Genomic DNA, 19,285 nt, shown 5'->3' with positions numbered 1-19,285 from the left:
AGCGATCGTTTGTTCGCTTCGGAGGCCCCCTCTCCGGCCGCTTCGCGGCCACCTCTCCCCCGTTGCACGGGGGCGAGGAACAGCCTCAGGCGCGGACTTCGATCTCGGAGGCGCCCACAGCCGGCAGCGCCGTATCGTTGACGGCAGCGGCAATGACGCTATCGAGCAGGCCCGGAAAGCGGGTATCGAGATCGTCGCGGCGCAGCGTGATCAGCCGGCTGGTGCCAACCACCTCGGTGCGGGTGACGCCGGCCTCGCGCAATTTGGCCAGGTGGTAGCTGAGATTGGTCTTCGAGCCGAGATCGAGAAACTGGCTGCAATTCAGCGGCACGCCTTCCTTGCTGGCGAGATAGCGCACGATGGCCAGCCGCGTCGGATCGCCGAGCACGGCAAGCACGTTCGACAGGCTGATCTGGTCGGCGGCGGGGTGGGGCAATGTCATGCCGGAGAACTAAGCGCAATCAGGGCCGATTTCAACGCATCTCTCCTGGCGGATGCACGCAGTTTCTACCTCCCGCCACCTTGTCCTGACATAGAGCTGTCAGGAGGGTTCCGCTATTCTCGGGTGGCTTCATTGACACCATGCCCCATTATGTACAATTGTTCAATAACTTTTGAACTAAGGATTTGCTGCCATGGACAAGCGCCTCATCTGGCTTGCGCTCGGGTCTTTCACGATCGCGACCGAAGGTTTCGTCATTTCAAGCCTGTTGCCGGACATCGCGGCCGACGCCGCCATCTCCGTTCCACTCGCCGGCGCGCTGATCACCGCCTTCGCGCTCGCCTATGCGCTCGGCACGCCGATCCTGGCGACGCTAACCGGCGAATGGGACCGGCGGCGCGTCATCTTGTGGACGCTGGTGTTTTTCGTTCTGGGCAATCTGGCGGCGGCGCTGAGTTCCTCTTTCGAATTGCTGCTGATCGCGCGCATCGTCATGGCGCTGTCGTCCGGCCTGTTTGCTGCGACGGCGCAGGGGATGGCCGTGGCGCTTGTCGATGATCATCACCGCGCCCGCGCCATTGCCGTCGTCGTCGGCGGCACTACGGTGGCGGTGGCGGTCGGCGCACCGCTCGGCGCGCTTGTCGCGACCGTTGCCGGCTGGCGCGGCACGTTCTTTGCCATCGCCGGGCTCGGCGCGCTGGCCGGCTCAATCCTGTGGTACCGGCTGCCGCGCGGCATCGTCGGCACCAAGCTGCCGCTCAGGCAGCGGCTGGCCGCAACCCTTCGCCCCGGCGTGCCATCGATCCTGCTGACCACGCTGCTGGCGCTCACCGGCGCCTTCACGGTCTTTGCCTTTGTCGCGCCGCTGGCCATCGAAGGTGGCGGCTTGAGCCCGATCGCGCTGCCCGGCATGCTGCTTGCCTTCGGCGTCGGCGCCGTCATCGGCAACATTGCCGGCGGGCAGGCTGCCGACCGCTTCGGTGCGACGCGCACCGTCAGCTGGTCGCTGGCGCTGAGTGCGGTCATGCTGGTGATGCTTTCGGTCATCCCGGCATTCCTGCCGCACAGCATCGCCGGGCCGGCGCTGATGGCCATGATGGTGCCGTGGGGCATCGTCGGCTGGGCCTTCCCGCCGGCGCAGGCCAGCCGCATCATCAGGCTGGCGCCCGACGCAGCGCCCATCGTGCTGTCGCTCAACGGTTCGGCGCTCTATCTCGGCGTGGCGCTGGGCGCCGTCGTCGGCGGCGCGGTGCTGCGCTATGGCGCGCCAGCCGATCTCGGCCTAGTCGCAGCAGTGTTCCCGGTCCTGGGTCTTGGCGTCATGCTGGCCGGCCACCGGGCGGCGCGGCCGATTGCCATGCCGGCGGAGTAAGTCTGGCTACCGCCGGCCGTCCGAGACCTCAGGGCGCTGCCGGCGGTATACCAAAATCCAGCGCGGCGATGTCATTCAGCGCGCGCGCAGCCTTGCCGCCTGCTCCTTGTCGACCATGTCCTCGAAACGCTGCTGGGCTACGCCGCCTGAGCATCAGCATCTATGCTGGCTGCCACATCGGAATGATCGAGGCGGCCAGCAGCAGCCCAAGCACGGCGTTGAGCACGCGCCACTGCCGCTCGGTTCTGAGCAACCGCGCGAGCAGCGTGCCCGCCACGCACCACGCCGACAGTGACAGCGCGGCTGCCAGGCCGAAGACCGTGCCGAGCAGAAAGGCGAGCTGCAACGGTCCGTTGGCGAGGGCGGCAAAGGATGCCGCCGCTCCCAGACCCATGGCCCAACCCTTGGGGTTCATCCATTGCAGGCCCACGCCACCGAAAAAGCTGTTCGGCTTGGACATGGCCACGTCCAGATTGGGTGGACCGCTGCGGCCGATCTTCCATGCGAGCCAGATCAGATAGAGCGATCCGGCTACCTTCATCGCCAGCTGCAGTGACGGAGCGGCTGCCAACAGGCCGGCGAGCCCGGCCGCACCTGCCGCAGCCACCGTGGCCAGGCCGGCCGCACTTCCAGCCATCAGCGGAACAGAGCGCCGAAAGCCGAACTGTGCCCCGGATGCAGTCGACAAGGTCGTGGCCATGCCGGGCGTGGAGGTCGAGACCAAGGCAAACAGGAAGAGCGGAAAGATGGCCTCAAACATGTTGTTTCCTCGGTTGGAACCAGCATGCTAAGCATGGGAATGCATCAGTAAATGAAATGTTTGTCATGGTTGGCATTAGAGAATATAATGCAACAATGATCCGCAATCTCGACACGTCCCTGATCCGGACCTTCGTCACCGTCGCCGCCACGGCCAGCATGACGGCGGCGGCGAACGCGCTGCATCTGACGCAAGGTGCCGTCAGCCAGCAGATCAAGCGGCTGGAGGAGGTTCTCGGCTGCAGCCTATTCGAGCGCGACCGGCGCGGCCTGAGACTGACCCGTTCCGGGGAACGACTGTTCGGCAAGGGCAAGCGCTTGCTCTCCCTGAATGACGAGATCTGGGCCGAGATGGCGATCAGCGCGGTCGCGGGTGAGGTGCGGCTCGGCGTGCCGTATGATCTGGTTGGCACCATGCTTGCGCCGGTGCTGAAGACCTATGCTGAGACCTATCAGCAGGTCGAGATTTCGCTGGTCTGCGCCTCGTCGCCGGAGCTTGCGGCGGCATTGGCAGCTGGCACGATAGACCTTGCCGTGATCGAGGAACCGGTCGGTCCGTCCGCCGGCGAATGTCTCGCCATCGACCGGCTGGTCTGGGTCGGCGCCAAAGGCGGCATAGCCCAGTGCAAGCGGCCCTTGCCGGTTTCGATGGTGGCCGACACCTGTGCCTTCCGTCCTGCGGTGCTGGCGGCGCTCAACGAGCACGGGCTGGAATGGCGGACCGTATTCGAGAACGGCAACCTCGACGCGACGACGGCGACTGTGCGTTCGGATCTGGCCGTCACGACCTGGCTGGCCTCCACAGTGCCCAGCGATCTTGATATTCTGTCCGCCGATCCGGAGCTGCCGGCCTTGCCGAATTTCTCGATCAATTTGCATCTGCCGAAGCATGGGGTCGGGCCGGCGGCGCGGGAATTTGCCGCGTGTATCCGCGACGGACTGGCCCGGCGGCAACAGGCGGCGTGATCGGCAAAATAGCAAGGGGACAGCCGGTGCTCGGCCATCCCTGTTGTTAACGCGGTGCGCGCTTGGGCGGTCGCCTATTTCCAGGTTCGGCGTCTCTCGATCTCGGCTTCGGACGGCTGTTGCTGGGCGAAGGACCCGGTCTTGATCTCACCGGCGCGTTCATAGGTCGCCATGATGACGCCGGTGGTCGACACCTGTGAGCGGCTCAGCTTGAAGGCCGCCGGAATTGCGCCGCTGCCAAACAGCCGCTTGCCCTTGCCCAGCACCAGCGGGAAGGTCAGCAGGCTGATCTGGTCGATCAAGTCATTGGCGAGCAAGGTCTGGATGAGTTCGCTCGAACCCTGGATGAGCAGGTCGGGGCCGTCCTCCTGCTTGAGCTGACGCAGTCTGGCCACGACGTCGTCGCCGAGCGATTGGCTGTTTTGCCACGACAGCGTATCGGGCCTGTGGGTGGCCACATATTTTGTGGCGGCGTTGAAGCTGTCGGCGATCGGACCGCTCTTCTGGTACGGCCAATGCGCGGCGAAGATGTCGTAGGTCTTCCGGCCGAGGAGCAGCGCGAAGGGTTTTGCGAAGGTCTCACCAATAAAGGCGCCCCCGACGTCGTCCCAGTAATGGAACGTCCAGCCACCGAATTCGAAACCGCCGGTCGGGTCTTCTTCCGGACCGCCAGGCGCCTGCATGACGCCGTCGAGGCTGACGAATGTCGCAGTGATGATCTTCCTCATTGGATTCTCCCTTTTCATCATCCGTGCCGTTGCCGCCGGATTTCGGCCAAAGGACGTGCGAGCGGACGCCGGTCCGACAGGGCCGGAAAAAACTTCCTGCGCTCCAGCCGGCGGGCAAGCAATCGGATGCCTCGCCTCGGCGATGTCATTGCGACCGCCTGCCGCCAACATCTTGCGACGAGAACCAGACGTCGCCGATGACAGCAGTAGCGGTGCGGTCCGGCGTCTTGTCGGCCGTCAGCCAGATCGAACGGCTGCGTGCGGCCTTGTCGCGGTTGAGGAATTTCGGTGCGGGAGTTGCCGCCGAGGCACCGATGCAAGGAATGAACCATGACCGCATGAACGGGTCGCAGGCAAAGCCCTTATCCATGCGGGTTACCATCACCGCAAGGCCAACGCGCTCGGCCGGACGCCACGGAAAGACAATGCGGCCGCCGGGCTTCAGCGCCTTCAGCCATTCGGCTGGTGGTGCCGCGACGCCGGCATTGACATAGATGATGTCGGACGGTGGCAGGCCGCCGATGACCGCATCGCCATGGATAATGGTCACATTGCCATAGGCTTCGAGATTCTTTCTCGCGCGGGCGGCAAGATCGGCCTCCAGTTCGAAGGCGGTGACTGCGCCGCCCGGCGAAACCAGCTGTGCCAGCAGAGCTGTGTAATAGCCGGTGCCGGCGCCGACATGGGTGACCGTCTCGCCGGGTTTTGGCGCCACTCTGCCGATCCACATGGCGTGCAGGAACGGCTCGCCATTGTTGATGCCCTTGTCGGCGTCGAGTGACACCAGCACGTTCTGATAGACGTGAACAGGATCGGCGCTCGGCGTTTCAACCTTGCCGTTGCCGGCGACGACCGTCCACGGCCCAGGCCCGAGAAAGGCTTCGCGCGACACCGCGGCGAAAGCTGCTTCGAGACGTGGATCGGCCCAACCTGCATTGGCAGCCATCAGTCGTGCATAAAAGCGGCGCACATCGGCAAGATCGGTCATGGCATCAAGATAGCGCAGACTGCCGATTTGTCGCGTCAGTCCAGATCGCCTCTGGCCGACGCTTTGCGGTTTGTTCTGGATCCCTTCAGTGGCGGCCGCCGGCCGCAAGGCAGCGGAAGAGCGCCGCATTTGCCATCAGAAGGTGGAAGCCTTGCTGCGTTCGCTCGGCGTCAGCGCCGAAACGGCGCGTATCAATTCCGATGGCATCGAGCACCATGTCAGCGCCGAGACGCTAGAAGCGTTTCGCAAGGCAATGACGGCGACACGCTAAGTCTAACCGCCATTGCCGACAGTCCTGCCGGAACCGCCGCGTTGCCGCTGCGTTTGAGATCGTGCCACGCGATTGGCGCGAGACCGAGGAGGATACCATGGGCGTTGAACAGGCACCGACAGCGAAGGGCAAGCAAGCGGCCAAGGGATTGAAGCAGGCTGCGGCGAAGGACGAACGCAAGACCGAAGCGGATACTGGACGCCCGCTCAAGAAGGGTGAGGCCCGCTTCGAGGAGCGCTCGAAAAGCTCGGACGGCAAGGGCGCGGGTACCAAGCAGAAGATCTGAGCTAGCCGCCAAGTCCGGACCAAAAAAAGCGCCGGCAGGCTTCTCAGCCGCGGGTGTCGTGCATCGATCCACCCCAGAGCCTGCGGCCCTTCATACGAAAAATACTGTGACTTGGCGCAACCATTGAGATAATTGTTTGTTGGGTCGGATCGGGCCATGAGATCGGCAGGTTACCGATACGCGCGTCGCGGAGAGTTGCCATGCTGTGGAAGGGTCGTCGTCAGAGTGACAATGTCGAGGACCAACGCGGCCAGGGCGGCGGGTTCAACCTGCCGCGCGGCGGCCCCGGCCGTCTCCGCATCCCGATCGGCGGCCGTTCCGGCGGCGGAATGTCGCTGTCGACCATCGTCATTCTCGTGGTTCTGTATTTCGGTCTGAAGGCCATTGGCATCGACCCGCTGCAGATCCTGGCCGGCGGCGATGGTGGCGTGGGGCCGGGCGGCGGTCAGATCACCGACAATAGCGGGCAGGGCACCGGTGCGCCGGCCTCCGACGAGATGAAGCAGTTCGTCTCCACGGTGCTGGCCGAGACCGAGGACACCTGGACCGGCATTTTCCAGGCCGAGGGCCTGACCTACGAAGACCCCAAGCTGGTCCTGTTCAGCGGTCAGATCCGCTCAGCCTGCGGCTTCGCCTCTTCCGCGGCCGGCCCGTTCTACTGCCCCGGCGACCGCAAGGTCTATCTCGACACGACCTTTTTCCAGCAGCTCGACCAGCAATTCGGCGCCTCTGGCGATTTCGCCCAGGCCTATGTGATCGCGCATGAGGTCGGCCATCATGTCCAGAACATCACCGGCATCCTGCCCAAGTTCAATCAGATGCGGCAGCAAATGGGCGAGGCCGAGGCCAACCACATGTCGGTGCAGGTCGAGCTTCAGGCGGATTGCTTCGCCGGCGTCTGGGCGCATTTCACCGGGCAGAAGGGAATCCTGGAGCAGGGCGACATGGACGAGGCGCTGAACGCGGCCCAGCAGATCGGCGACGACACGATGCAGAAGAAGATGCAGGGCTATATCGTGCCGGAGAGCTTCAACCATGGCACCTCGCAGCAGCGGCAGACCTGGCTGGCGCGTGGCTACAGGAGCGGTAAGCTGTCGGACTGCGATACGTTCAACACTCCGATCTGAGGTGTTCGAACTTTCGTTGAATGACCGTTGAAGCGCGGGCGGTGATGCCGGATGTGGCCGCGCTCATGTCGAGTCGATGTCAGCATAAAAATTCCTGGCGTGTTCCCTTATTGTTCTGTGCGGCTGACTCGCCTATAACGAGCCCTTCCGCCTTCGCTCCGAGGCGGCTCCAGGAGTCGATACCGTCATGATCGAAGCCAAAACCGCCAGGCGGGGCCTTGCGCTTGTTTTCACCACGCTGCTGCTCGACATCACCGGCATCGGCATCATCATGCCTGTGCTGCCGGCCTATCTGCAGGAGCTGACCGGCGTCGGCGTCAGCGAAGCGGCAATCGAAGGCGGCTGGCTGTTCTTCGTCTACGCGGCCATGCAGTTCCTGTTCGCGCCGCTGGTCGGCAATCTCAGCGACCGCTTTGGCCGGCGCCCGATCCTGCTGGCCTCGGTGCTGACCTTCGCCATCGACAATCTGATCTGCGCGGTGGCCTGGTCGTATTCGGTCCTGTTCATCGGCCGGGTGCTGGCCGGCATCAGCGGCGCCAGCTATTCGACCGCCTCCGCCTTTATCGCCGATGTCAGCACCGACGAGAACAGGGCGAAGAATTTCGGCCTGCTTGGCATCGCCTTCGGTGTCGGTTTCATCATCGGCCCGGTGCTGGGCGGGTTGCTTGGCGAATTCGGGCCACGCGTGCCGTTCTGGGGCGCGGCGGTGCTTGCTCTCATCAACTTCATCGTTGGCTGGTTCTTCCTGCCGGAAACCCTGGAGCAGCACCACCGTCGGCGATTCGAGTGGCGCCGCGCCAATCCTCTCGGCGCCCTGAAGCAGATGCGCAACTATCATGGCATCGGCTGGATCGGGCTGGTGTTCTTCCTGATGACGCTCGGCCACATGATGTACCCTGCCGTGTGGTCGTTCGTCGGCAGCTACCGCTACGGCTGGAGCGAACAGCAGATCGGCTTCTCTCTCGGCGTCTTCGGCCTCGGCGGGGCACTGGTGATGGGTTTTGTCCTGCCGCGCGTCATTCCACGGCTCGGCGAATGGCGGACCGCTGCCATCGGCCTTGCTTTTACCGCGCTCGCCGCCTTCGGCTATGCCGCGGCTTGGAAGGGCTGGATGATCTATGCGGTGATCGTAGCGACCTGCCTCGAGGCGCTGGCCGACCCGCCGCTGCGGAGCCTGGCGGCGGCCAAGGTGCCGCCCTCCGCGCAAGGCGAATTGCAAGGTGCGATGACGAGCGTGTTTTCGATCACCAGCATCATCACGCCGTTGCTTTATACGGGAATCTTCGCCTGGTTCACCGGGCCGAGCGCGCCGGTGGTGTTCGGCGGCGCGCCCTTTGTGCTCGGCGGTATCTTTCTCACTCTGTCGCTGATCGCATTCGTGCTCAGGGTCGAAAGGCCAGTCGCGGTGAAAGACGTCATGACGGCGACGGTGCGAACCTGAATTAGGCGCGCTCCGCCAGCGCCGGCTCGCCGCGCTTTTCGCGGATGAGATTGACAAAGCGGCGGAACAGATAGTGCGAATCCTGCGGGCCGGGCGAGGCTTCGGGATGATGCTGGACCGAGAACACCGGCCTTCCTGTCAGCGTGATGCCGCAGTTCGAGCCGTCGAACAGCGAGACGTGGGTTTCTTCGACGCCCGTGGGCAACGAGTCGGCATCGACGGCAAAGCCGTGGTTCATCGAGACGATCTCGACTTTGCCGGTGGTGTGATCCTTGACCGGATGGTTGGCGCCGTGATGGCCCTGATGCATTTTTGCGGTCTTGCCGCCCAGCGCCAGCGCCAGCATCTGGTGGCCGAGGCAGATGCCGAAGACCGGGATGTCGGTCTTCAGCAGGTCCTGGATGACCGGGACGGCATAGTCGCCGGTGGCTTCCGGGTCGCCGGGACCGTTGGAGAGAAAGATGCCGTCGGGCCGCATGGCGAGGATCTCCTCGGCGCCGGTGTTGGCCGGCACCACGGTGACCTTGGCGCCAAGACCGGCAAGCAGGCGCAATATGTTGCGCTTGACGCCGTAGTCGATGGCGACGACGTGCATGGACGGATCGATCTGTGCGCCAAAGCCCTCGTCCCAGACCCAGGGCGTCTCGCGCCAGACCGAGGACTGGCCGGAAGTGACGTCCTTGGCCAGATCAAGCCCGATCAGGCCGGACCAGGCGGCGGCGCGGCGCTTCAGATCGTCGATGTCGAAGATGCCGTCGGGCGCATGCGCGATGACGGCGTTGGGCATGCCCTTTTCACGGATCAGCGCGGTCAGCGCACGGGTGTCGATGCCCGAAAGCGCGACGATGCCGCGTTTCTTCAGCCATTGGTCGAGACCAGCTGCGGCGCGATAGCTGGACGGGTTGGTGACATCGGCCTTGAACACGGCGCCGACAGCGCCGGCGCGGGCAACCGGATTGAGATCCTCGATGTCCTCGTCATTGGTGCCGATATTGCCGATATGCGGGAAGGTGAAGGTGACGATCTGGCCGGCGTAGGACGGGTCGGTGAGGATTTCCTGATAGCCTGTCAGCGCGGTGTTGAAGCAAACCTCGGCGACGGCGGAGCCGGTGGCGCCAAGGCCGCGGCCCTCGATGACGGTGCCGTCGGCCAGCACCAGCAAGGCGGTCGGCTTGTCGGTGGCCCAAGGAGGGGTCGACGCGGCGGTCATCGTTGCCATGGCGGCACTCCTAAAAGGCTGCACCCTTCAATCGGTCCGGCGAACCATTCTGCGCAGCAAACCGCGCGCAGCGGCGATTTCGCAGCCAGCGCGCGCAACAAAGTTCAGTTCATGCAAGGCCCAGTACATAGGGGATGGCGCCAGAGCGGTCAATGACGCTACGCCCGAAGGCGCGATTTATTTCGTCGAACAATATCAGCGGTTTGCCGGACGGCGTCGAATTGCCTTGGGCTTTCGGCACGGCTATTGTCCGTCGCATTCGAAGGAGGAAGCATCATGCGCGGCAAAATCGCCGAATCCCTGAAGAGCGCGATGAAGGCGCAGGACAAGCGCCGGCTGCCGACATTGCGGCTGATCCAGGCGGCCATTCACGATCGCGACATCGCCAATCGCGGCGCCGGCAAAGAGCCGGCCAGCGATGACGAGATCCTGCAGATACTGGCCAAGATGGTAAAGCAGCGCGAGGAGTCGGCCAAGGCTTTCGACGACGGCAAGCGGCCGGAGCTTGCCGCGCAGGAGCGCGACGAGATGGCCATCATCCGCGATTTCCTGCCGACGCAACTGGGCCAGGCAGAGACCGAAACGGCGATCCGCGCCGCCATCGCCGAGACCGGCGCCAGCAGCGTCAAGGACATGGGCAAGGTGATGGCCGTGCTCAAGGAGAAATACGCCGGCCAGATGGATTTCTCCAAGGCGAGCGGCATCGTCAAGGAACTGCTGCAGTAGGGATTTTCCCGCTACAGCGATGCTCAAGGCGTCGAAAGGCGAGCGCCAGGAGCCAGCTTTGCGGATGATCCTCAAACGCGCTTTGTTTTCTGAGAGCGGGCGGTGCGGGCGGTAGGTCGCACCGACACGTTCAGTGCCACGGCGGCGCGAATGAGCGCCTTCAACGCCTCTTCATCGATCTTGTCGCCCTCATGGATGTCGATGGCGCGCCTGGTGTTGCCCTCGAGGCTGGAGTTGAAGAGGCCTGAAGGGTCCTCCAGCGAGGCGCCCTTGGCGAAGGTCATCTTGACGACATTCTTGTACGTCTCACCGGTGCAGATAATTCCGGCGTGCTCCCACACCGGAACCCCTCTCCACTTCCACTCCTCGACTACTTCGGGATCGGCCTGCTTTATGAGGGTTCGGACCCGAGCGAGCATCTCGCCCCGCCAATCGCTCAGCTCATTGATTCTCGCATCTATCAACTGAGAGGGAGTGTCTCCTCCTCCTGCTCCTTCCATCGAGCCGCTCTTCTTCATGGCTGTTGTCGCTTTGGTCATGATTGGTCCCAGTGGCTTTGTGAACGTTCGGCGTCCGGCGTCTCACGACGGCATCGATGCGGCGAGCCGTTTGCCGTTCCGGCGCGGGTGACAAACTCTCGACGTCGAGGAGGAACCTTCCTCGCTCCGGACACGTTTTGCAACCAGGATCATCCGAAAATGGAGCTTCGATTTGGCGGCGCGTTTGTTGGACATTATCGGCGCCGCCACCAGCGCCGGCGCCTATTCGCCGGGGCAGGAACGAGCCCCCGCGGCGTTTCGGCGACATGGGCTCGCAGAAGCGCTCGCGAGCCGAGGCAGAGCCGTCAGGGACCATGGCGATGTTGCATCGTTCCGGTGGCGGCCGGATCCCTCGCGGCCGCAGGCCATGAACCTGGAGGCCGTGCGCGGGGCCTGTGACTTGGTCGCAAGCCACGTGGCGACGGCGATTTCGGCGCAGGAAGACGTGCTTGTCTTAGGCGGCGATTGTACTGTGGAGCTGGGAACGGTCGCTGGAGCGAACGCGGCCAGCGCGCGGATCGGACTCGTCTACATAGACTTTGACGCCGATCTCAACACACCTGACACGAGCGACGGCGCCTTGGACTGGACTGGTGTAGCTCATCTGCTCAACATCCCGGGATGCGAGCCTTCGCTCGCCGGGCTCGGCCCAACCCGTCCGATGCTTGTGCCTCAGCAGCTCCTCTATTTCGGCGTCGAGAATATCACTCCGCCCGAAGCCGCCGCCATCAGAGATAATGCGGTCAAGGTTATATCGCGTGAGGAGGCTTTGAGTGATATCGAGGCGGCGGCGGCGCGCGCGGCCGAATGGGCGGCGCGCTTTGACTGCGTGCTTATTCACTTCGATGTCGATGTGCTCTCCTTTATCGATTTCCCGATTGCTGAGAATGTGCGCCGTTGCGACGGTCTCAAACTGGAGCAAGCCGCCTTCGTGCTAAAGCAGTTGACCGCCCTGCAGCAATGGCGCGGCCTGACCGTCACAGAAGTTAATCCGGCCCATGCGCCAGACGAGCCCACCGCGTTTGCACGCTTGAATGAGGTTCTTGCAGACGCCCTTGGCTAATTCGCGATGCATCTCACAGTCGTTCGCCTGGCAATTGGCTGGCTTGCTTCACCCAAGCGGCGAACTGAGCTTCGTCGAGCTGGTCCTCATAAATATCGAGATAGCGCACTTCCTTGTGCTTGGACTCGCCGGGAGGAAGAGGACGCAGCGACGTGCCTCGGAAGAAGGTCACTTTGACGTAGCGGGTGAAGACGTGGAACGACAGGAACCAGCCCTGGCCTTCGATGCCGTAAAACGGCGAGTTCCATTTGACTGCCTTGTGCACGCCCGGCACGGTGCGCTCGATGATCGCGTCGAGGCGGCGCCCGATGTCGCTTTTCCAGCCCGGCATGGCCGCGATGTAGGCCTGCACGGGAGCGTCGCCTTCAGCCTTCGCGATCTGGGGGTTGCCGCCTACGAGGAGTGTCGGCTTCGCGGCCTTGCCGGACTGCAGCTTCGGCGTCGCCTTGCGCGGTTTGGTCGCCTTCGTAATGCCCCGCTCGGCGGGGGCCCTCGCCGATTTCTCGGACGTGTGGTCGGCCATTGTGTTCACTCCAAGTGGTAGACCTAATTGATGATACTCGATTTTAGAAAGCCGCCCCTGAAGATCAACTTCCGAATCCTATTGATCTCCGCCAAACCCACAAGCGCACAGGCAGAGGCTTTCTCTCTAAAAGGCAGACGTCGCGCAGGCGACCCGGCGCCGAAAGCCTGCGCTACCGGATCTATCTGTAGAGTCTGCCGTCTATTCGGCTGCGGCCGGCAGCGGCGGCGTCGTGTTGCGGCGCCACTCCCAGACATGCGAGGCAAGCGCGACTGCCACGGCGACCAGCATGGCTATGGCGCCAACCACCGGCAGGCTGCGATAGCCGTACCCGGCATTGAGCATGGCGGCACCGAGCGAGGCGGCCAGCGCGATGCCGACATTGAAGCCGGCCGGGATGAGCGATGAGGCGAGATTGGAGGCATCCGCCGTCCAGGTCAGGATACGTGTCTGGATCGGCGTGCCGATGGCAAAGCTGAGACCGCCCCAGACAGTGATCGCCACGACCATCGGCACCGGGTAGGGGCTGACGGCGTGAATGACGGCAAGTGTCACCGCCTGCATGAAAAGCATGGTGATGAGCGAGGGCATCAGTTTCCAGTCGGCGAGCCGCCCGCCAAGAAAGACGCCGATCGTCGCGCCGACACCGTTGAGCAGGAGCACCCAGGGCACGAGGCTCTCGTCGAGGCCGGTGATTTCAAGCAGCGTCGGCGTGATGTAGGTGAAGAGGCCGAACTGACCGATCATCAGCATCAGCATGAGGATCAGCGACGTCCAGACCTGCTGGCGTGCGAGCACGCGAACCTCGCTGCCGAAACTGACGGACTGGCGCGACGATCCCGTCTTGCGCGGCAACAGCACGGTCATGGCAGCGATGGACACCACGCCAAGCGCGCACATCACCCAGAACGTCGCGCGCCAACCCCATATGTTGCCGATCGCCGTGCCGGCCGGCACGCCAATGACATTGGAGACCGTGAGGCCCGACAGGATGAGCGCCACGGCCATTCCACGCTGGTCCTGGCGGACCAGGCCGACCGCGACCACCATCGCGACGCCGAAATAGGCGCCGTGCGCCACGGCCACTGCAATCCGCAGCAGCAACATGGAGGCGAAGTCGGGTGCAAGGGCGCAGGCGGCCTGGCCGATGGTGAAGGCTGCGGCGAGGCCAACCAGCAAGGCCTTGCGGGAAATCGTCTTGGTGGCGAGCGTCAACAGCGGTCCGCCGATCGCGATCCCACCGGCGTAGCCGGAGACGAGGTAGCCGGCAGTTGGGATGGAGACGCCAAGGCCATCGGCAACTTGCGGCAGCACGCCGGCGATGACGAACTCAGTGGTGCCGAATGCGAACGCAGCGATGAACAGGGCGATAAGGGGAAGCATGGCGCTGGGAGGCCGATCCTTGAATGAGATGGCCTCAAATCACGAACGAGAGCCGCGAGCAATCCAGAAATTGTCGACGACGCTTTAGGTTTTCTTGATCGGTTCAGCCAGGCTCCGGCCGCATCCGGCAAGCGCTAGATGGTCGTCTTCCTCCCATAGGGAATTTTCAGCCACGCCCGCTCGTGAAAATAATAGAGCAGCGACTTGGTGATGACTTCGGTCAGGCCGATGGCCGCAGCGAGCTTGATGCTGCCTGTCACGACGAGCGAAATGATCATCGTATCGATGGTGCCGGTGACGCGCCAGGAAAGCGCCTTGGCGAAACTGCGCGAGTGGGTATCCATTTACTTTTCTCCCGGCGGATTTGACCGATCCTTAGAGCGCTTTGCGTTTGGTGGAACCAAAACCGCGCCCCACGTCTTTGTTGAGGCATTCTGTCGGACGCCAAATGAAGGCGTTTGGCTGCGAAATGCTCTAGCCGACAGACGGGAGGTTGAGCAAAGGCTAATTTTCGCGGCTGGCTCGAAGCAATTGCCGCGCTGATGGTCGGGCAATTGGCTTCCGCCTGCAGGCCTAGTCTATCCGGCTTTCAGCCGCGAGCCGGTGAGCAGGCCGCGTTCCTCGAGGACGGGATAGGCCATCGAGGCGAGCAGAGAGTTGATCTGCTTCAGGTCGCGGATGGTGTCGAGATGGATGGAGCTGGTCTCGACGCTCTTGGCGGTGCCGTCGCGCAGCCGCACGAAATGGCTGGCGCTGGTCTCCTTCTCGCGGTCGCGCAGCCGATCCTTTTCGAGCACCAGCTGGCGGGCGGTCTCCGGATCGCGCGAGACCAGCACGTTGAAGGCAAGCCGTGCGTTGGCGAGCACCGAGGCGTGGAAGGCGCAAAGCTCGCGCCAGCCCTCGGGCGTGAACTCCAGCCCGCGCTCAAGCTTCTTTCTGACATGCACCAGCATGTTGCGCACGATGATGTCGCCGACCTGTTCGAGCTTGACGCAGGCGCCGATCAACTCCTGGCAGCGCAGCGCCTCGTCTTCGCTCAGCGGGTTCCTGGTAACCTTGGCCAGGTAGAGCTTTATCGACGCGTGCTTGTTGTCGACGCGGTCGTCGAGCGCGGCCAGCGCCTTGATCTTGTCGGCGTCGGCGCTCTCATAGAGCTCGATGATGCGCTTCAGCATGATCTCGACCGTCTCGCAGACCCGCACCACCTCGCGGGTGGCGTTGGCCAGCGCCTGGCTCGGCACGTCCAGGGCGCTGTCGTTGAGCGCGGAAAGCTCGACGACGTCGAGCGCTTCGGCCGGCGCCGGTTTGGTGCCGAGCGCCACGATCTTTTCCGAAACTCGGTAGACGAGGCCGGCCAATGGCAGGCCGGCAACCAGGATCAGGATGTTGAAGAGGATATGCGCGTTGACGATCTGGTCGGGCACGGTAGCGCCGAGAAAGGCGACCGGCGGCTTCAACCACATAAACAGGATCAGCATGGCCAGAGAGCCCATGCCGCGCATCAGGAGATTGCCGATCGGTACGACACGCACACCTGGGTCTGCATTGCGGGTGAGCAGCGGCGCGATGATCGACGAGCCCAGATTGACGCCGAGCACCAGCACAATGCCGAGTTCGGGCGGGATGAAGCCGCGACCGGCCAGCGTCACCATCAGCAGCACCGCGGCGATCGAGGAATGAAACAGCCAGGTGACCAGCGCCGCCAGGAGATAGGCGGTGACCGGGTCGCTGGAGAAGTAATCGACGATGACCGGCATCAGCGTGCTCTGGCGCAGCGGCTCCGATGCCTGGCCGATCATCTCCAGCGACAATACCAGCAGGCCGATGCCGACCAGGATACGGCCGAACTGGCGCCAATCTCGCCGCTCGGTGGCCATGAACATGACAGTGCCGGCGACAAGACAGATCGGCACCAGCAGCGACAGGTCGAAGGTGAGCAGCTTGACCACCAGTGCCGAGCCGATCTCGGCGCCACGCACGGCAAGCTGGCCCGATATGCCGCTGACAATGCCGGCGCCGGCGAAGGAGCCGACCAGCAAGGTAACGGCGGTGGAGCTTTGCAGCGCGATCGCCAGGCCACAGCCGGCCAGAACCGCCATGAAAGGATTGCGCATGGTGGCGCGCAGCTTGTGGCGCAGCACATCGCCGTAGGCGCGCTCGACGCCGGTCTTCACCAAGCGGGTGGCAAACAGCATCAGCGCCACCGCGCCGGCAAGATGCAGCAAAACGACCGAACCGCTCATATCAGGCTCGCAGGCCGACAGGCGCCAGCGATGCGGGCACCGTGACGGCAAAGGGGCGAAAGAGGGCGCGAATCAAGGACATTGCAAAGGTCTATACTACTCCGATTACTTTTAGCCGGATAATAAATTTTGCCCAATTCGGGCGGCTGTTGGCGCGCGACAGGGCGTGTCGGAAATGGATGGATCGCAAAATGGTTGCATTGCCGGCCGGCTTCCGGACGGCCGCGCGGTCAAGTGCGGGCGACACCTTCAGACCCGGTTTGAGCGAAGCGTTGAATTAGCTATTCTAAATATATGAAATCATTACAAAAACGTAATCCGCGTGTTCAGTTTCGGTTCATTCTTCGGGCTCTACTGCTTGGGCATCGACAACCAAGGAGTACTCCCGTCATGAAACGCATCATTCTTTCCGCAGTCGCCCTCTCGATGCTGGCTGCCACGTCGCTGCAGGGCCAGGCAGCACCGCTGAACACACCGAATGCACCGCAGTCGACCTACAGCCAGGTCGACTGGAAGAAGCCGGACAGGTACGTGAAGAAGCGCGTCGTGGTGAAGAAGAAAGTCATCGTAAAGGGGAACCACTGGCGCAACGGCCAGAAATATTCGAGCTGGAAGCGTCACCAGCCGATCCGCGACTATCGCCACTATGGCCTGCGTCGTCCGGGCCGTGGCCAGGAATGGATCCGCGTTGGCAACGACTATCTCTTGGTCAGCGTCGTCTCCGGCATCATCTTCGGCGCGATCGCCACGCACTGACTGTCAAAACGTCGACCGGCACTATGCCGAGATAGGAAAGAAGGCGGCCCCGCAACGGCCGTCTTCTTTTGCCCTGTGAAAACCGGGTATGGTCCGCATTAGGAGTCGTCGGGTTTCGCCGGCGTGATTATATGGAGGACAAACGAGCCGTTCCCGATGCGCTTTCCACCTGCCTTCCTCGACGAGATACGCGACCGCGTGCCGATTTCAACGGTGATCGGCCAGCGCGTGGCGTGGGACAGGAAGAAGACCAACGCGCCGCGCGGCGATTTTTGGGCGTGCTGTCCCTTCCATGGCGAGAAGAGCCCGTCCTTCCATTGCGAGGACAAGAAGGGCCGCTACCATTGCTTCGGCTGCTCGGTTTCGGGCGACCACTTCAAATTCCTCACCGAACTCGACGGGATGAGCTTTCCCGAAGCAGTCGAGAAGATCGCCGACATGGCCGGCGTGCCGATGCCGGTTCGCGACGCCGAGGAGGAACGGCGCGAAAAGGAACGCGCCAGCCTGACCGAAGTCATGGAAATGGCGACCGCCTTCTTCCAGGAGCGGCTGCAGGGACCGGAAGGTGCAAAAGCCCGCGCCTATCTGCGCGACCGCGGGCTGACGCCGGCGACGCAGCAGTCGTTCCGGCTCGGCTATGCGCCCGACAGCCGCAACGCGCTGAAGGAGCATCTTGCCGCTAAGGGCGTGCCCAAGGCCGATATTGAGGCATGCGGGCTGGTGCGCCATGGCGACGACGTCCCGGTCTCCTACGACTGGTTCCGCGACCGCATCATGTTCCCGATCCCGGATTCCAGAGGCAAGATAATCGCCTTTGGCGGGCGGGCGCTGGCCGCCGATGCGCTCGCCAAATACATGAATTCGCCCGACACCGAGCTCTTCCACAAGGGCAATGTGCTCTACAATTTCGCCCGTGCGCGCCAAGCGCTGGGAAAGGGGGCGCTGGCAAAGGGGGCGCTGGCCAAGGGCGGCACGGTCATCGCCGTCGAGGGCTATATGGACGTGATCGCGCTGGCGCAGGCCGGGTTCGAGAATGCCGTGGCGCCGCTCGGCACCGCGCTGACCGAAAACCAGCTCGAACTCCTGTGGCGCATGGCCGGCGAGCCGGTGCTGTGCTTCGATGGCGACCAGGCCGGACTGAAGGCGGCATGGCGCGCCGCCGACATGGCGTTGCCGGCGGTCCAGGCAGGCCGCTCGGTGCGCTTTGCGCTTCTGCCCGAAGGCAAGGACCCCGACGATCTGGTCAAGGCCGAAGGGCCGGACGCGTTTCGCGCCGTGCTTTCCGAGGCGCGGCCGCTCGCCGACCTTTTGTGGGTGCGCGAAACGGCCGGCGGCATCTTCGACACGCCGGAGCGACGGGCGGAACTGGAAAAGACGCTGCGCGAACTGACCAGCCGCATCCGTGACGAGAGCTTGCGCTACCACTACCAACAGGAAATGCGCGAGCGGGTGCTAAGCTTTTTCGGCACCCAGCGCGGCGCGCGCCAAGGCTATCCAGGGGGGCGCCAAGATGGCCGGCCCGGCGGGCGCTTTCAGGGCAAGGGCTCAGCTCCTGGCGGACAGTTCGCACGCGGCGGCAATGCCGGTGGACGCACCGCGATCACCGAAAGCCTTGGCCGCTCGGCGCTTGTCAAGCGCGGCAGCGAGGGGATGTCGGTGCGCGAGGCGACGATCATCGCAGCTCTTGTCAATCATCCGGCGCTGATTGACGAGAATTTCGCACATGTCGAGTTCCTCGACCTCGCCAACACCGATCTGAAGCGATTGCATGCGGCCATTCTCGATGCGATGGCGCATGACATGGCCAACGACCGCAACGCGGTGATCGCGACGATCGAACGGGCCGGCTGCGGCGAGATCTGGGCGCGCGTGGTGGCGCTGATCAAACGGGCGCGGCAATGGCCGGCGCTGGAAACAGCCGGGCTTGACGATGCCCGCGACGCCTTCAGCCAGGCGCTCCACTTGCAGCGCAGCGCGCGCACCTTACATAAGGAGCTGAAACAGGCGGAAGCGGCGCTCGCCAGCGATCCCACGGACGAAAACTACCGGCATCTCGTCGAGATCCAGGCGCAATTTCGTGATGTGCAGGCAACGGAAGCGCTGATCGAAGGGTTCGGCGTGTCTTCGGGCAGGGCCGGGCGGGTGTAGGTCGAAGCTTACGAAAGAGTGAAAGTGCAGAACCGTGCTTGCGCGTCGAATCAGCCGCGGCGCTTTAAGTCGGGTAATTGATTCGCTTTTTTCATGCGAATCATGCGAGAGGCGCTTGACCTTCTGGCAGAATGACGGAATCAGGACGATTCGAAACGTTAACCCGTACCGGCGTCGACGGGAAATGCAGCGATGTGAGGTACCGGTCACTGGACAGGCAGTCAGCCTGCCACAGATACCAGGGTTAATCTGGACTTAACGAGAGATGCAGTTACTGGCCCGGGGAAGCGCGTTCTAGAGCGAGC

20 protein-coding genes and 1 pseudogene are annotated in these 19,285 nt (G+C 63.5%); 10 read left to right on the top strand and 11 right to left on the bottom strand.

Going from position 1 to position 19,285, the window contains the following annotated elements:
- Positions 1-85 precede the first annotated feature (85 nt).
- Complete coding sequence (locus CIT26_RS04890) at positions 86-442, bottom strand: ArsR/SmtB family transcription factor (RefSeq protein WP_095491511.1); 357 nt, start codon at positions 440-442, stop codon at positions 86-88.
- 193 nt (positions 443-635) lie between these two features.
- Here CIT26_RS04890 and CIT26_RS04885 point away from each other — a divergent pair, with 193 nt between their 5' ends.
- Entirely contained in the window at positions 636-1,814 is a 1,179-nt protein-coding gene (locus CIT26_RS04885) for an MFS transporter (RefSeq protein WP_095491510.1), read from the top strand.
- A 160-nt stretch (positions 1,815-1,974) separates the two neighbouring features.
- On the opposite strand, the gene CIT26_RS04880 is transcribed toward CIT26_RS04885, so the two are convergent.
- The gene (locus CIT26_RS04880) at positions 1,975-2,574 is read right to left on the bottom strand and encodes a LysE family translocator (protein ID WP_095491509.1); all 600 of its coding nucleotides are present in this window, start codon (positions 2,572-2,574) and stop codon (positions 1,975-1,977) included.
- Positions 2,575-2,630: 56 nt separating this feature from the next.
- On the opposite strand from CIT26_RS04880, the gene CIT26_RS04875 reads away from it, so the two are divergent.
- A complete protein-coding gene (locus CIT26_RS04875) occupies positions 2,631-3,539 on the top strand; it encodes a LysR substrate-binding domain-containing protein (protein WP_167391275.1) in 909 nt (302 codons plus the stop codon).
- A 74-nt stretch (positions 3,540-3,613) separates the two neighbouring features.
- Here the strand turns inward: CIT26_RS04875 and CIT26_RS04870 are convergent, their stop codons facing one another.
- Both CIT26_RS04870 and CIT26_RS04865 read right to left on the bottom strand, forming a co-directional pair.
- Positions 3,614-4,267: a dihydrofolate reductase family protein gene (locus CIT26_RS04870; RefSeq protein WP_095491507.1), complete on the bottom strand. Its 654-nt coding sequence runs from the start codon at positions 4,265-4,267 to the stop codon at positions 3,614-3,616.
- 145 nt (positions 4,268-4,412) lie between these two features.
- Positions 4,413-5,255 (bottom strand): protein-L-isoaspartate O-methyltransferase family protein, encoded by an 843-nt coding sequence (locus tag CIT26_RS04865; RefSeq protein ID WP_095491506.1) that lies wholly within the window; start codon positions 5,253-5,255, stop codon positions 4,413-4,415.
- Positions 5,256-5,352: 97 nt separating this feature from the next.
- Here CIT26_RS04865 and CIT26_RS04860 point away from each other — a divergent pair.
- The 4 genes and pseudogenes from CIT26_RS04860 to CIT26_RS04845 all read left to right on the top strand — a co-directional run.
- Positions 5,353-5,526 (top strand): annotated as a pseudogene (locus CIT26_RS04860) (iron dependent repressor, metal binding and dimerization domain protein); the annotation flags it as partial.
- 97 nt (positions 5,527-5,623) lie between these two features.
- On the top strand, positions 5,624-5,812 hold the full coding sequence (locus CIT26_RS04855) for a hypothetical protein (protein ID WP_095491505.1): 189 nt from the start codon (positions 5,624-5,626) through the stop codon (positions 5,810-5,812).
- Positions 5,813-6,012: 200 nt separating this feature from the next.
- Positions 6,013-6,939 (top strand): KPN_02809 family neutral zinc metallopeptidase, encoded by a 927-nt coding sequence (gene ypfJ, locus CIT26_RS04850; protein WP_095491504.1) that lies wholly within the window; start codon positions 6,013-6,015, stop codon positions 6,937-6,939.
- 187 nt (positions 6,940-7,126) lie between these two features.
- Entirely contained in the window at positions 7,127-8,380 is a 1,254-nt protein-coding gene (locus CIT26_RS04845) for a TCR/Tet family MFS transporter (protein ID WP_095491503.1), read from the top strand.
- 1 nt (position 8,381) lies between these two features.
- On the opposite strand, the gene carA is transcribed toward CIT26_RS04845, so the two are convergent.
- Both carA and CIT26_RS38200 read right to left on the bottom strand, forming a co-directional pair.
- Complete coding sequence (carA, locus tag CIT26_RS04840) at positions 8,382-9,599, bottom strand: glutamine-hydrolyzing carbamoyl-phosphate synthase small subunit (protein ID WP_095491502.1); 1,218 nt, start codon at positions 9,597-9,599, stop codon at positions 8,382-8,384.
- A gap of 109 nt (positions 9,600-9,708) precedes the next feature.
- A complete protein-coding gene (locus tag CIT26_RS38200; protein ID WP_280951091.1) occupies positions 9,709-9,840 on the bottom strand; it encodes a hypothetical protein in 132 nt (43 codons plus the stop codon).
- 35 nt (positions 9,841-9,875) lie between these two features.
- Here CIT26_RS38200 and CIT26_RS04835 point away from each other — a divergent pair, with 35 nt between their 5' ends.
- Positions 9,876-10,325 carry a GatB/YqeY domain-containing protein gene (locus CIT26_RS04835; protein ID WP_095491501.1) on the top strand — a complete coding sequence of 150 codons (450 nt, stop codon included), beginning with the start codon at positions 9,876-9,878 and terminating at the stop codon, positions 10,323-10,325.
- A 71-nt stretch (positions 10,326-10,396) separates the two neighbouring features.
- On the opposite strand, the gene CIT26_RS04830 is transcribed toward CIT26_RS04835, so the two are convergent.
- The gene (locus CIT26_RS04830; RefSeq protein WP_095491500.1) at positions 10,397-10,864 is read right to left on the bottom strand and encodes a DUF1801 domain-containing protein; all 468 of its coding nucleotides are present in this window, start codon (positions 10,862-10,864) and stop codon (positions 10,397-10,399) included.
- A gap of 172 nt (positions 10,865-11,036) precedes the next feature.
- Here CIT26_RS04830 and CIT26_RS04825 point away from each other — a divergent pair, with 172 nt between their 5' ends.
- The gene (locus tag CIT26_RS04825; RefSeq protein ID WP_167391274.1) at positions 11,037-11,927 is read left to right on the top strand and encodes an arginase family protein; all 891 of its coding nucleotides are present in this window, start codon (positions 11,037-11,039) and stop codon (positions 11,925-11,927) included.
- A gap of 13 nt (positions 11,928-11,940) precedes the next feature.
- On the opposite strand, the gene CIT26_RS04820 is transcribed toward CIT26_RS04825, so the two are convergent.
- The 4 genes from CIT26_RS04820 to CIT26_RS04805 all read right to left on the bottom strand — a co-directional run bounded on the left by CIT26_RS04820 (position 11,941) and on the right by CIT26_RS04805 (position 16,076).
- The gene (locus CIT26_RS04820) at positions 11,941-12,450 is read right to left on the bottom strand and encodes a DUF1801 domain-containing protein (RefSeq protein ID WP_095491498.1); all 510 of its coding nucleotides are present in this window, start codon (positions 12,448-12,450) and stop codon (positions 11,941-11,943) included.
- A 201-nt stretch (positions 12,451-12,651) separates the two neighbouring features.
- Entirely contained in the window at positions 12,652-13,833 is a 1,182-nt protein-coding gene (locus CIT26_RS04815; protein WP_095491497.1) for an MFS transporter, read from the bottom strand.
- A gap of 134 nt (positions 13,834-13,967) precedes the next feature.
- Entirely contained in the window at positions 13,968-14,177 is a 210-nt protein-coding gene (locus CIT26_RS04810) for a DUF2061 domain-containing protein (protein WP_095491496.1), read from the bottom strand.
- A 234-nt stretch (positions 14,178-14,411) separates the two neighbouring features.
- On the bottom strand, positions 14,412-16,076 hold the full coding sequence (locus CIT26_RS04805; protein WP_095491495.1) for a Na/Pi cotransporter family protein: 1,665 nt from the start codon (positions 16,074-16,076) through the stop codon (positions 14,412-14,414).
- 390 nt (positions 16,077-16,466) lie between these two features.
- Here CIT26_RS04805 and CIT26_RS04800 point away from each other — a divergent pair, with 390 nt between their 5' ends.
- Positions 16,467-16,832, top strand: coding sequence for an RcnB family protein (locus tag CIT26_RS04800; RefSeq protein ID WP_095491494.1), 366 nt, complete (start codon positions 16,467-16,469; stop codon positions 16,830-16,832).
- 156 nt (positions 16,833-16,988) lie between these two features.
- A complete protein-coding gene (gene dnaG / locus CIT26_RS04795) occupies positions 16,989-18,980 on the top strand; it encodes a DNA primase (protein WP_095491493.1) in 1,992 nt (663 codons plus the stop codon).
- Positions 18,981-19,285: the final 305 nt, after the last annotated feature.

The organism is Mesorhizobium temperatum (genome assembly GCF_002284575.1).
Classification (GTDB): Bacteria; Pseudomonadota; Alphaproteobacteria; order Rhizobiales; family Rhizobiaceae; genus Mesorhizobium; species Mesorhizobium temperatum.
The sequence above is the reverse complement of the archived record's forward strand: the minus strand, read 5'-3'. Positions and strand labels throughout refer to the sequence as shown.

Coding starts and splice junctions, on each gene's coding strand:
- CIT26_RS04885 (WP_095491510.1), top strand. CDS start 636: ATGGACAAGCGCCTCATCTGGCTTGCGCTCGGGTCTTTCACGATCGCG.
- CIT26_RS04810 (WP_095491496.1), bottom strand. CDS start 14,177: ATGGATACCCACTCGCGCAGTTTCGCCAAGGCGCTTTCCTGGCGCGTC.
- CIT26_RS04865 (WP_095491506.1), bottom strand. CDS start 5,255: ATGACCGATCTTGCCGATGTGCGCCGCTTTTATGCACGACTGATGGCT.
- CIT26_RS04875 (WP_167391275.1), top strand. CDS start 2,631: ATGTTTGTCATGGTTGGCATTAGAGAATATAATGCAACAATGATCCGC.
- CIT26_RS04855 (WP_095491505.1), top strand. CDS start 5,624: ATGGGCGTTGAACAGGCACCGACAGCGAAGGGCAAGCAAGCGGCCAAG.
- dnaG (WP_095491493.1), top strand. CDS start 16,989: ATGCGCTTTCCACCTGCCTTCCTCGACGAGATACGCGACCGCGTGCCG.
- CIT26_RS04800 (WP_095491494.1), top strand. CDS start 16,467: ATGAAACGCATCATTCTTTCCGCAGTCGCCCTCTCGATGCTGGCTGCC.
- carA (WP_095491502.1), bottom strand. CDS start 9,599: ATGGCAACGATGACCGCCGCGTCGACCCCTCCTTGGGCCACCGACAAG.
- CIT26_RS04830 (WP_095491500.1), bottom strand. CDS start 10,864: ATGACCAAAGCGACAACAGCCATGAAGAAGAGCGGCTCGATGGAAGGA.
- CIT26_RS04880 (WP_095491509.1), bottom strand. CDS start 2,574: ATGTTTGAGGCCATCTTTCCGCTCTTCCTGTTTGCCTTGGTCTCGACC.
- CIT26_RS04820 (WP_095491498.1), bottom strand. CDS start 12,450: ATGGCCGACCACACGTCCGAGAAATCGGCGAGGGCCCCCGCCGAGCGG.
- CIT26_RS04870 (WP_095491507.1), bottom strand. CDS start 4,267: ATGAGGAAGATCATCACTGCGACATTCGTCAGCCTCGACGGCGTCATG.
- CIT26_RS04890 (WP_095491511.1), bottom strand. CDS start 442: ATGACATTGCCCCACCCCGCCGCCGACCAGATCAGCCTGTCGAACGTG.
- CIT26_RS04845 (WP_095491503.1), top strand. CDS start 7,127: ATGATCGAAGCCAAAACCGCCAGGCGGGGCCTTGCGCTTGTTTTCACC.
- CIT26_RS04815 (WP_095491497.1), bottom strand. CDS start 13,833: ATGCTTCCCCTTATCGCCCTGTTCATCGCTGCGTTCGCATTCGGCACC.
- ypfJ (WP_095491504.1), top strand. CDS start 6,013: ATGCTGTGGAAGGGTCGTCGTCAGAGTGACAATGTCGAGGACCAACGC.
- CIT26_RS04805 (WP_095491495.1), bottom strand. CDS start 16,076: ATGAGCGGTTCGGTCGTTTTGCTGCATCTTGCCGGCGCGGTGGCGCTG.
- CIT26_RS04835 (WP_095491501.1), top strand. CDS start 9,876: ATGCGCGGCAAAATCGCCGAATCCCTGAAGAGCGCGATGAAGGCGCAG.